The 13,051-nt window shown below is 39.6% G+C and carries 7 protein-coding genes; 5 read left to right on the top strand and 2 right to left on the bottom strand.

Annotated elements, in window-relative coordinates; translation table 11 throughout:
- Positions 1-132 precede the first annotated feature (132 nt).
- The 5 genes from dptF (at position 133) to AR383_RS03490 (ending at position 10,641) form a co-directional block, all read left to right on the top strand.
- The gene (gene dptF / locus AR383_RS03510) at positions 133-1,701 is read left to right on the top strand and encodes a DNA phosphorothioation-dependent restriction protein DptF (protein ID WP_229711042.1); all 1,569 of its coding nucleotides are present in this window, start codon (positions 133-135) and stop codon (positions 1,699-1,701) included.
- Between the two features lie 2 nt (positions 1,702-1,703).
- Positions 1,704-3,041, top strand: a complete 1,338-nt coding sequence (gene dptG / locus AR383_RS03505; RefSeq protein WP_055731874.1) for a DNA phosphorothioation-dependent restriction protein DptG — start codon at positions 1,704-1,706, stop codon at positions 3,039-3,041.
- A complete protein-coding gene (dptH, locus tag AR383_RS03500; RefSeq protein ID WP_055731873.1) occupies positions 3,022-8,136 on the top strand; it encodes a DNA phosphorothioation-dependent restriction protein DptH in 5,115 nt (1,704 codons plus the stop codon). Before dptG ends, dptH begins: the two co-directional genes overlap by 20 nt.
- A gap of 23 nt (positions 8,137-8,159) precedes the next feature.
- Complete coding sequence (locus tag AR383_RS03495) at positions 8,160-8,510, top strand: hypothetical protein (RefSeq protein WP_055731872.1); 351 nt, start codon at positions 8,160-8,162, stop codon at positions 8,508-8,510.
- Positions 8,511-8,838: 328 nt separating this feature from the next.
- Positions 8,839-10,641, top strand: a complete 1,803-nt coding sequence (locus tag AR383_RS03490) for an AIPR family protein (RefSeq protein ID WP_055731871.1) — start codon at positions 8,839-8,841, stop codon at positions 10,639-10,641.
- 47 nt (positions 10,642-10,688) lie between these two features.
- Here AR383_RS03490 and dndE read toward each other — a convergent pair whose 3' ends face one another.
- The gene (dndE, locus tag AR383_RS03485) at positions 10,689-11,036 is read right to left on the bottom strand and encodes a DNA sulfur modification protein DndE (protein ID WP_055731870.1); all 348 of its coding nucleotides are present in this window, start codon (positions 11,034-11,036) and stop codon (positions 10,689-10,691) included.
- Positions 11,036-13,045 (bottom strand): DNA sulfur modification protein DndD, encoded by a 2,010-nt coding sequence (gene dndD, locus AR383_RS03480; RefSeq protein WP_055731869.1) that lies wholly within the window; start codon positions 13,043-13,045, stop codon positions 11,036-11,038. Before dndD ends, dndE begins: the two co-directional genes overlap by 1 nt.
- Between the last annotated feature and the right edge of the window lie 6 nt (positions 13,046-13,051).

Below are 13,051 nucleotides of genomic sequence, written 5' to 3'. Positions count from 1 at the left end.
GAAGATTGTGCAAAGAAATAGGGATTGGTAGTATCAAATTAACAAAATAGTTGATAATAATAGTTCGAGTTAACAATGGCGTCTAAGAGTAGTGCTGGTCTCCAAAGTTCGTTTCTAAGTGTGTTAAGTATATTGTCAAAGTCTTCTCCTTATGCAGTGAGTACTGAGCGAGAAACCGAATCAGATATTCTTACCGGTTATAAAAACTATATTTATATCGAAACGGATATTGAGGCAGACTTTAAAAGGGCGCTTACATCAGCTAGGCCTAATGAGATTATATTTCTTTGTGGTAGTAGTGGTGATGGGAAGTCGGAGATTTTGACTCGGTATAGTCAGCAGTTTAAATCGACTCACGATTTCCATCTAGATGCGACCCATAGCTTCAGCCCCAACCAAACCGCCATAGAGGCTCTAGATAAACGTTTCGCTTTATTTAAACAAGGCTCTAAGCCTTTGGTCATCGGTATTAATATAGGCATGTTAGGAAATTATGCTGAAGAGGGCAACGAGCAACATCAAGAAATTAAAGCATCAATAAAAGCCTTTTTGGACAACAATTCCAGTTCTATTCCTGCAAATCATACTTATCTTGATTTTGAAAAATACCCAAAGTTTACCTTAAGCCAGCAAAGCTGTTCATCTGAGTTTGCTTCTCAGTTTATTGCTCGTTTAACGGCCCAAACCTTAGACAATCCTTTTTATGCTTTATATGACCGAGAAGTCACATTAAGGGGCCATACCACTCTAACGGCAAACTATGCATTGCTTGGTTTAGAGTCGGTACAACGAAACGTTATTGCCTTGTTATTAAAGGCTCGCTTAATAAAAGACCAGTTTTTAACTGCTCGAGCTTTGTTGGATTTTGTTTTTCAAATTTTAGTGATGGATGGCTACCTGTTCGATAACTTGTTTTCGGGAGCGGATAATGAGTTACTGGAACAGATCCAAGGCTTTGATGTAAGTAACATTCATACACGTCATATCGATGAGTTTGTACTACAGTTTGGTTTGGGTATTGAAGACGAGGGGTTTACCAGCCTAAAGCAACAAGTTAAATCTTTCGGGGTGTTCGATGTCTCAACAGCAAGCTCTTATTTACGAATGGTGTACTTGCTTAAAGATGAAGCTCAATTTTCCAATGCTTACACAGATCGCTTAAAGCTGGATTTTGATAACTCCTTAGTCGATTTGTACGCCGATGTTTGGTTGCTACATCATCGGTTTGATGGCTCGCCTCAACAGAGAAAGCAATTAAATAAGTTCTACAAAGAGACCTTAATTGCCGCTATTCATCGTTACTGCAATCGTAACTCTCCTGCCTTAGACAAAGATCAGTATTTTATTTCTGAACTTAATCGTTTTAAAACAGCTGTCGAGCTTGAGGTTAAACCTAGTTTCAGCGGTATCCAATCTAATGGTGCTGGCAAAATTGGTTCATTTAATGCCTACATCCAAGTGGATGGAGATCTATTAAAAGCATTACCTATTAGCATCAATTTGTTGGAGTTATTGGTCAAAATTAATCAAGGATATCGTCCCAATAAGCATGACAAAAATGCGGTATTGCTGCTTGATGAAGTTATTGAACAAATTATTGGAGTCGCAAACCGTAAAGACACACTGTTTATCTTAAATCGAGATAAGCGTTACAAGGTGGTCAATGAAGACAATGAATACTTTGAAGTGAGTGGTATTTAACAATGACATTAGATCGATATAGCTACCCCTTTAACCAAGCACTACCGCAAACTTCAGAAGATGTGCCTAATAAGAACAGCTTAAACAATTACTTACCTATTCGTACTAAGGGCAATAACTTTGATTGGAATGCCGTGATCGGTTTAGTACTACGTGGTCTGTTCAGAAAAAAAATAGAAAATTACAGCTATGACGAATTTGTACAGTCTTGCCAAGAGGCCTTTGAAGAAAAGCTAGGTGAAGAAGCTTTTTGGGATGTACTGCGAGAGATGTACTTTGATAATAAAGACATATTTTCAGTTAGCCCTGAGTTGTTACTGTTTCGAGCTCAAAAAGGTGAATATGAAACAGGTGATGCTCGTATTGCTTCTATGTTTACCAATCTTCTGAAAAACGAACGAATTGATGTTGTTGAACCAAACTTAAACTTTATCGAGCGGGAGGTCTTAACCACCTTGCGCAGTCGGATGAAAGATGACTCATCCATGCAAGTATACGAAAAGCCCTATTTGCCATATCTGTCTAAGGCCTTTCGTGATGATTTGAATTTTTTGGTGAGCCGTCCCAAGTATTTACTCAGTGAGATTGAATCCTTTTTGGCATTTTATGGGTTTACCTATACTGCTCAATTAAGTTTGGCGCTTACCGATTGGCGTTCAGGTGAGGCCCCTAAATCTAAGCCTTTATACTTCATCATGGATCATGAGCGGGCCAGCAATGAGCGTCGTCATATTAAAGACCATGGTTATAAGCTCTTTAGTGAGTCTGCCACTCGTTTATTTCCCATGTTAACCATGTTGGAACTGCTGCAACCAAATTATAGTGAGAAGAATGCAACTAAGTTACCTCTTTGGGCTATTGCTAAAGGTATTCAACAAACCGGGCTAGATGTCAAATCAAAGCTAGAAAACTTTGCCAGAGCGTTTCGCTCTCAGCGTAATCTAGATACTCCATTAGAAGAATCCGACTCTGCTCTTGTTTGGTTAGGCAATATTATGAAGTTGGCGATGGCGCAATTTGCCATCGGCGAGCGTGCCAATATTAACAAGCGCTATGTCATTGAAGTTGAAAAAAACTTAGCGTCACATTTTATCCAAGGCAGAGGCCGCAGTGGTCGCGTGCTGGTGCTTAATCAAGACTACGTAATCCTATTAACTAACATAGTGGTTGGTCCTAAAGAAAAACTCCGTTTCCACGAGCTCATTGCAGGGTTTAAGTTGCGCGGTGTATTTGTTGATAAGCAAACAGAGCAAGAGCTAATTAAATTTTATGAGCGTATCGGCAATGTTGAACGCATGAGTGATAGTGGAGACGCAGTTTATGTCTGTAAAACCATTTGAAACCTTTTTGGTTGAGCAGTTTCTAGCGAATGCTGAAACGCAAATAGAACCGGGTTTTCGCTATCAGTTTAAATCGCCCGATAGTGAAAATAGCTTACGTTTGTATCAAGCGATGTTAGCGCATCAGAGTGACACAACTATCATCGTGGGCGATGTTGAGTTGCCTTACATTCAATTGGCCAAATGTAAGGTTGTTCCGGTTATTCATAGTGAAAACATCGAACAAGTAGAAGGATTTACCGAAAATTATATTTCTCATTTACGTGATGAAATCGCGAGTCAGTCTGGTGTCCTCAAAGGCTGTGCCTTGGTTGTTATCCATAACAGTTTGTTGGATACCCTAATAAATTCAGCCGAAGATTTAGCCCAGGTAGGGCAAGTGTGGAGCCCTGATAAAATCAAAGAAGCGTTAAAAGGGCTGATTGACCAGCAAGATCAAGGTAAAGACGTATCTACTTGCTTACTCGATGACCAATTCGATGCCATTTTAGAAGATGGTGCCACCATGTTTGGTTTTGAATCTCTATATAAAGCTGTTGAAGATGGCGAAATTCACTTTGATGAGCTTGGCATGTTCGACGACCCTTTCGTTGCGCAAATGCAGAGTAACCCTAAGCAAATTAAAAAACGTTTAGAAGAAAACCGCGCACTGTATGAAGAGCTGTCATTTGAAGTAGAGCACTTTGGTGACCAATTACAAGATCGACTTAAAACCTTTGGTGAACGTTTTATTGATGAACATTTTTCCGAAGAAAATGCCTGGAAAGACGTTGAATTTGAAGCCTATATTCAGGAGAAAAAGCGTAATTCACAACAACAGCTTGTTCTAGAGGCAGAGCAAATGAGTGAAGGTGTAACTCTTACCGGTCGGTATAAGTCAGAGTCAAAAGCCGGGATGCGAGAACGCCATATAATTATTGAGCTGGATGAAGGTGTTAACGAATTTGAATTGAAGTTGGTATTTCAAGGGGCCAGCAATTTAGATAAAAACCAATTCAAGCTACAACCCGCAAAAGTGTTTAATAACCAAGAAGTGCTTAGCACGCGCAATACCTTAAAAGGTGCAAGTGCTAGCCTTAAAGGCTTCTACAATCACGAGCCTTTGTTTTTTAATTTGGCGCTGAAACGAGAAAATAAAGCGGAAGTTTATAACTTCCGTTGTTTAGTGTTGCGTAAGGGCGAGTTCTTCATCGAGCCTTTTAAAAATATCTATTTAGTTGAACCTGGCAATTCTAAGCAGCGCCTCACTTTAAATATGGATGATAACCAACTAGTTATTCGACCAGAAGTAGGCGAAAGCTGTTCATTAACCGATGCTAAGCAAGTGGTTGATAGCGCCGATTATGGCATCGTTGATTTTGAGGCTTTGGCGAATGAAGCTGATGAAATCGACTTCACTGTAAAATCGGGTGATAACCGCTTAAGTTTTAACGTAGAAGGTGCAGTCGCCACCGATTCTTTAACACTCCCTTTGTTGCTCAATCGCGGCCGTTTCCACAAACTATTTAAAGATGACTATAACGGTGAATTCTACTCGCAAAAGGGTAAAGTGGGCATCGACAATAGTGAGTTTGTGGTACCGGCTTTACGGCTCACTTTATTGCGCTGGGAACAAGATTTTGTTGAACGTAGAATCGTAGCCTTGTTTGACCGAGACGCCATCACCTTGGAGCAACTGCAAGAAATTGATCAAACGATCCATCTGGCCTATTCAAATTTATTTGATTACTTGGAGGTTCGCCGTAGCACTCCTTCGCTAGCTTCTTGGGGCGAGGAGTTTACTGCTCTAGTTGAGCAAGTTGTCTCTTCATGTCTTGATTTTTTTGCGGCAATACCTACCGGTAGTATGCTCACTCAAGCTCAGAAAACCGTGCTTAAGATTGGCTTAGTTCAACTTGAGGAGAATGAATACTATTCCCCATATCATCCCTTAATACTGGCTTACTATTTTAATTTGCGGCAAGCCATTCAAGCCGATGATAGTTTTGCTTCCCTGCCTGATGTTACCTTCGAGCGGCTTAGTCCCAAAGGTTTATTACCTTATGTATATCATCCGCAATATGAATTTGCTTACAATCAGCAAGTAAAAGAAAACGCCTTTTGGATTAAAAGTGTTCCTCAAGAGAAAAGCTCATTAAGCTTTGTGCGTAAGCTGGTTAAAGAGAAAATTGATGAGTTTCAAACCGCATTTTGTCAGTTATTTACCGGCTCAGAGAAGAGCATTATTGTAAATGCGGTAAACCAAGATTACGGCAATGAGCTGTTTATGGGCTTGGTTGATTATGTGCGAACCAATCAAGAGCAAGCCGCTTCTATTCACGTGAACCTTTACGATGATGAGTTAGTCTTTAATGCCTTTGACCATTTTTCTGAGATTGCCAACTACGATCAGTTAAAGGAACAATTAGGGCTTAATAAAGGAAAAGCACGAGAGGTAGCTGACGCCATCATCGATATTCTGCGCACTCGATTAACGTACAGCAAATTTACTAATCAACAAGCACAAAAAAATGGCCAAGCCTATGCCCACCTGTCGTTCTTTCGCAATAACGATAAGGTCGATTGTTCCGATATTGCTATAGACGATATGGCGTCGGGGATTGCTTGTGATGGCCTACTTACCGGGGATGCCTCAGAAAGTAAAGCTGGCTCCTATTTCACCGGTTTTGGTTTAAAAGGGGCTGATTACCAGCAATTCCCCCACCTAATGATGGCCAAGTATATCGGTGCTTTACTTAAGCCAGCATTAAAAGCTAATACCCAATACCATGGCGCCAATGCGGTTGCTCTGGCGGTTAGTGAAGACTTTAAAGGTGCTTTAGAGCAATGCTATGCCAGCTCTATTTGGACCACCATTATTGACCCGAAAGTTACCTTGGATTTTTTCCATAGTAACGAAGATGTGGTGCTGATCCATTATTCCGATCAATACACCAGTTCATCAAGTTACGACGCAATTACTGTAACGGCTCAGCGAGATTTATTTGAGAAAGTCGTGAAGCAGGGCGATGGTGGTCAAATTAACGAGTTCAACGCCTTTAATGGTGACTGGTTGTTAAAGATGATGACTTGTGCGCCAACCATCAATAAAGAGCGTAAAGGGGTTATTGGTGCCTATAAGTTTGTGACCAGCTTAGTCTATAACTCTGATATTACTTGGGTGCCCTTATCGGTGGCCGAGATGATCCGCGTTTCTGGCAATATTGGCTTAAAAATGTCAGATAGTGAATTCTCGCGCAATGTTCATGGCTATAAAAAAGGCGCTATTTCTGACGACGTATTGTTGGTGGGTTTTAAAGACCAACAAATGTACTTATTACCCGTAGAAGTAAAAACGGGGGCCGTGCCCGACTATAAAAAAGCAGTAAAACAAGCCCAAGAATTATTACGTTATTTAAGCCAAGATTTACTCGGTAACTCAAGTTTAGCCAGTAAGCTGTATCGTGGTTTATTTATGCGCCAAGTGTTAATGCAGGTTGATAAATACCGTTTATACAAAGTATTCACCCAAAACTATTTTGATGCATTGTTAGCTACGAAAGAGCAGTGGTTAAAAGGGGATTATTCACTTGCTTTAGTGGCTGATTATCCAGAGGGTTTTGTGGTGAGTCACCTAGAAGGTGCAAGCTGTTTAGAGCCCGATTATCAATTAATTGACGGGGTGCTAAAAGTAGACCTGCCCATGGGCTTGTTACCTTGTTTAGTTGAAACGCCCTTACAAGATGTTTTAACCAAGTTAGACGTAGTGAAACTGTGTCACGTGCCTTCGCTGTATGTTTTAGATAATGAGGTGCAAGCGAAGCCAATTGAAGCTGAGCCAGAACTTGAGCAGTTACAACCAGTTCAAGTGGTAAGCACTCTTACCGAAGAAGTGGCGACCCAAGAGCTAGAACTTGCAGATGTTGCCGAACAGCAGCATCAATATACTGTTACGCAGCCTGCAATGGCTGAACAATTACACGATATTGATAGCAATTTAACCGTACTGTTTGGACATAATGCTGTAACGCAAGCTCCGCTTAATTGGGAGCCAACCAATACCGCTAAATTTATGAATACTAACACCGGTATTATTGGCACCATGGGTACTGGTAAAACCCAATTTACTAAATCAGTGGTCACCCAGTTGCACCGTGGTCAAAGTAGCAATGTAAATGGCGTGGCTATCGGTATGCTGATTTTTGACTACAAATCCGACTATGTTGATGACAAGTTTCAGCAAGCAACAGCGGGCAAAAAGTTTAATCTGCATAAGCTGCCTTACAACCCTTTAAGTCTGTTTGGCGACACTCCTATGCTACCGGTACATACCGCGCGCGGCTTTTCAGAAACCATGGGTAAGGCCTTTAATTTAGGGCAAAAACAGCAGTTACGTTTACGTAAGTTGGTGGGTGAAGCCTATGAGTTAGCCGGTATTCAAAAAGCGAATCCTGCCAGTTGGACCAAGCCAGCACCAACCATTGCCGATGTATGGGCGCTGTTTATTGAAACCGAGCCAGATGAAGACTCCCTATATGCAGCCTTAGAAAGCTTGAGTGAGTTAGAGATCTTCGAAGACGATAACAGTAAGTGCATGAGCCTGTATGACTTAGTCGATGGCATTACCGTGATTGAGTTAGCAGGTTACCCACCAGAAATTCAGAACCTGGTGGTGGCCTTAACATTAGACCTGTTCTATTCGCAAATGCAGAAAAAAGGTAAGCCCGAAGTTCAGGGCGACTTCCGTCAAATCACCAAGATGATTTTGGTAGACGAAGCTGACAACTTTATGTCACAAAATTTCCCAAGCCTTCGCAAAATTCTTAAAGAAGGTCGTGAATATGGCGTGGGGGTTATTTTGTCGACTCAAGACATTACCCATTTTCAAACCGGTGAAAATGATTACTCCAGCTACGTACTTACTTGGGTTATTCACCGCGTTGCCAAACTTAAACCTCAAGATCTGAAAGCCATCTTTAGCGTGAATGAAAAAGCCGAACAAGAGAAGCTTATGGAAACCATCAATAAGTTAGAGAAGCACTACAGCCTGTATATTGATGGGGCGAAAAAAATAGTGAAAATGCGGGATAAGGCGTTTTGGGAGTTGAGTAATTAAATTTTTGATGCGGGAAATAGTTTATGAATAACAAGAATGTTTTGAGTCGAATATCGCCAATAGTTAAAGAAAAAATTAAAGCCGTGGAGTTAGCAAAGCGCTCTGCTGAAGTTGTTACTTTACGGGAGTGGTACGACTCAACCCCAATACATTCACCTGAGATTGTCTCCTACATGAAAAAATATAAACAATTAGGACGTCTTGGAAAAGAATTGCATCGAAGAGGCGTACCACGAGTGACAGAGCGTTTTGGTGATGATGTAAGAACTTTGGTTGAAGCTACTTATAAACGCTATATTCTCGATTTTTCAGCGCCACTTTGTGCGATTTGTTGTACTCATGTAATAAGTAGTTATAAAGATAATGTTGAATGAATCCGATATATATCAGAGTTTATCTGTCGTATAAAAAATATGGCAAGGGCTATTTGTCGGAATCAAGACACCATTCACTTCCAAACGATGAAAATGATTACCCAGCGACGTGATTACCTAGATTCTTCTTCGTATTGCCAAGCTTAAACTTCAGGCATTTAAAGCCATCTTTAGCGTGAATGAAAAATCCGAATAAGAGAAGCTTATGTAAAACCATTAATAATTTAGAGAATCATTATAGTTTATACATCGAAGGTGCCAAGAAGATATTCAAGGTGCGATATAGAGAATCTTGGGATCTATAAAAATAACCAAAAGGTCGTGTTTAATGAATAGTAAATACAGTACTCTTATTAATATTCTAGATAAGATTATTTCTGAAGCTCCGGTTAAATATAAGAAACTATACAGTGTCGATGATGACAAAAAACTAGAGCAAGCTAGATCTCGAGCATATATACATCTCTATCTCATGGCTAAGTTTGGTATGTTGGACTTTCTTGAGAGAGAGTTGTTGATACTGGACGGCTCAAATGATGGTGGTATTGATGCGTACTATATCGATAAAGATAGTAAGTCTATTAACATAATACAATCTAAATTCAGACATAGTAAGAAAAACTTTGAATCAAAAGAGATTGAAATCGATGAGTTGTTAAAGATGGATATAACTCGAATTCTTGATGGTGAAGAAAGTTGTGAAAATGGTAATAAATACAATGGCAAAGTCAAGGGGTTTCAAGATGAACTTGATAAATTGAAGCACAAAGCTAAGTATGAATATAATGTAATTATTTTAGCCAATTGTAGATACGACAAAAACAAGTTAGAAAAACTTACGGGTGGTTATGAAAGTAAAGTTATTGATTTCAATCTAGCATATGATGAACTTGTATATCCTGTAGTTAGCGGTAATTACTATAGCCGAGAAGATCTTGAAGTTAGTATTGATTTGGCTAACTCTCAACATCCTAGAATTCAATACAATGCTGATTTAGGTAGCGTAGATGCAAATATTACGGTGTTATTTGTTCCCACTATCGAAATCGCAAAAATAATGAATAAATATAAAAATTCTATACTCCACTATAACCCAAGAAGTTATCTCGATATGCGGAAGAACTCCGTAAATAGCGAAATTGTTAATACTTTAAAGGAAAGCGAGAATAATGAATTTGCTCTCTATAATAATGGGCTAACAATAGTATGCAGCGGTTGCTATTTCACTGAGAAAACAGGAAGGAAAAATAAAGCTTCTTTATCCATAAGCTTGCCACAGATAATAAATGGTGGGCAAACAGCATTTACTTTGAGCAAAATTTATGAAGAAGTAGAAGGAGATGAAGATAAAATAAAAGAGTATTTTCATGGTAAAGAAGTCCTAGTTAAAGTTATTTCTTTTGAGACTGATGAAGAAGATGATGAAGAAGACAAACTATCAGGTTTTCTTCCTGAACATTTAAAAATTGTAGAAAATGTTAGTCAAGCTACCAATCGACAAAACCCTATTGATGATGCGGACAGAAAAGCAAACCAGGAGAGCCAGATTAGGTTTCAGAAGTATGCATTTATGCACTCAGGCCTGTATTACGAAAGAAAAAGAGGGGAGTTTGGAGATGGTATCGCTAAAGGTTATTTAGATAGAAGTATGCTCATCAAGAGGGATGATCTCGTTAGATGCTGTTTTGCATCTACTATTGAGCCAGGTTTGGCGAGAAGTGGTAGTAAGAAGCTGTTGTTTGGTAGTGATGGCGTGGATAGTTTTTTATCTGATGGCGGAAAGTATGAATCCTACATATATGCTGTTAAGGCTTTATTAAACTTGAAAGATATGGAGAAAAAGTATCGCACATCAGATGATAAATATAGTGTATCTAAATTTGGAAGTGCATTTAGGTACGGTAAATATGCAGTTATTTCTGCAATATTTTCTAAATATTCACTCGATGAGATTCGCTTAAATTTAACAGTTGTCGTTGAAGATATAATGATTAGTTGGGTTGATTTCGAAAATTGGATTAGAGAGGAAGGTTTTAAAGACAGCTTCCAAAATGATAACAATATGCTGAATTTTTACAAGGGTGCAAAAATTAAAACTGCTATAGAGCGATATTTTCCTAAAGTTAGTTAATAAAATATGAAATGATCCCCGGATATTAACTCCGGGGACAGGTTTATTTAAAGTAATTTTGAAAGGTGCGACAAAAATTTGTGGTTTCTAATCGAAGCAATCCCATCTTCCACATGTGCTGCCCAAGCTTGTTGATATTCTTTATTATCTAGCTCTGGGTAATACATTTTTAGCACTAGCTCTGTTATTTCGCTGGTGTCTCCTAACCAAGTATATTTATCCATTATTAATGAGCCATCTAACTTGGCGGCTTGGCCTCGGTAACGGAAATCACTCTCAATAGAACGGAAGAAGGCAATACGTGCTGATACGTTTGGTGTAATACCCGTGTAGCCTTTTAATTTCTTTAATTGTTCTTCCGTTGAACGTGTTAGATTCATGCGATTGGGGAGCATTACACAGCCTCCTTATTAGTGTTTTCCCAAAAGTAGCCAGGTTTGAGTTTGGATGACTTGGTCGAGCCGTTAAAACAAATCTCGTAGCTACGGGCAATGTCGTCTTGGATGAGATTGGTATAGTTTTTATCGATCTCGGTATCAGTTGATAAGATCACAACCTGATGACTGGCGTGGGGGAAGTAGTTTTCAACCAGCTTATCACGGTGATGCGAGTCTAAACGACCGAGAGGCGTGTCGATAATTATTGGCAATTTACGGCCTGAGGTGCGCCCTAAGGCTTCTAAGATCGATATCGCATAGATTTGTTTTTCACCTGCAGACATCGCCTTACGATTGATTTTAATGCCTTGTTCGGCCATTAGCTCAACGTCGAAAGTCGATGGGTTAATTGCTGCGCTTAGTTGTAGATCTTCTTTGCGCGCCAGCTTCTTGTAAGATTGAATAAATTCATTCTCAAGTTGTTTTACTCGTGCTTTGGTCAGTTGCTCTGCAAATTTATTTAACAATAGAACCGCGTTTTGTGCATTGCTTACACTTTGGTTCTTATGCGTCTGATCTTTATTTTTATCGTGTAATTTTTGGATTTGTCTCGCTGTATCTAAAGCGAGACGTAGTTCATTTTTTGCGTGTTCGAGAGCTGCTCGATATTGAAGAATTAGCTTCTCTTTTTGTTTATCTAACTCTCGTATACTGGTAACTATTTCTTGTACTTGTTCTTGTTCTGGGGCTCGTGCGATATTACTCGAGGCGTTATCAATTTCCTCTTCTACTTTTGTAAGGCGTTGTCTCGCTGCATCAAAACGAGCGAATGAGTCTTGAGAAAGCTTGGTAATTTGATATTCGATAGTGTTGGCTTGGCGATCTGAAATATCTAATATAAGTTTGGCTGAATCAAGTTCACCTACATGAGTTTTGAAGCTATCGGTAATTGCGGCTTGGGCTATTTCAGTATCAAAGCTAGGGTATTTGCGGCGAAGTGTTATTAAGAAGTCGTCCAATTCATTACCGAAGTTTTGTTTCTTCTTAATTTGTTGTTCTTGTTTTATTTGGCCTAGTAAGTGTTGCATGGCGTTGGGGGCAAGAGCGAAAGGTAAGCTGGTTTCCATTTCCATGCGGATCTGTTTTTCTAACTCGGCCTTTTCTTGAAGTAAGGTTTCAACCTTGTCTCGTTCTTGTTCTCTAGTTTTTGCCCACGCCCCACCATTTTGAGACAATTTTGCTTCTAAGTTTGCAATGTCTCGAGAGCTTAATTCGATTTGGGTACTAATGATATCAGCTTCGTTGCGCTGTTTTTCGGCATTACGTTCATGGCGAATGCGTTTTTCATCTAGGGTATTAATCTCTTCTTTAAGTGAGAGTTTGAGTGTTTTCGCGTCTTCTTTTTTAAGGAAAATACCTAAGTCACTTTTGAGCTTTGCGATAACATCTAAACCTAGTAACCGACGTACAGCGGTTTTGAGTACGGTACCCGATTCATCTTCTGCTAAATCAGCTATTTTTTCGCCATCGAAGAAAAATAGATCTGCAATACCACTTGGAATGAGCTCATTTAAGAAGCCTTGGCATTGCTCATAATTAAGCTCAGTAAGTAGCGCCCCATCTTTCTCTAAACTGAGTTTATCTTTTTGGCCTTGTTTCCAACTGCGGATTACCTTATAAGTGTTTTCTTCGCCGTTTTGGCTGTATTTAAACTCTAATTCGATTGAAGCATGGTCTTGAATGCCACCATGACCAATACCTTTGTGAATTAATTCGTTTAGGACTTCGATATATTGGTTGTTAGAAAAAGCTTGGTTAAAGGCTAAGCGGCCAAAGAGCGCTAAGCGCACAGCCGTTAGGATGGATGTTTTGCCAGCACCATTTAGTCCACCAAAGAGAATAATGGGTTTAGGAAAGCTAATTTCCTCTCCCCGAGCATTTACTTGGGGAGGTAGAGGGGCGAGATCTATTTCGTGAACGCCCCGGAATACACGGAAATTATTTAAGGTTAGTTTTGTAATCAGCATATTGGT

It is taken from the genome of Agarivorans gilvus (assembly GCF_001420915.1).
GTDB classification, from domain to species: Bacteria; Pseudomonadota; Gammaproteobacteria; order Enterobacterales; family Celerinatantimonadaceae; genus Agarivorans; species Agarivorans gilvus.
Note: the sequence above shows the minus strand (reverse complement) of the source record. Positions and strands in the feature narration are given on the sequence as shown.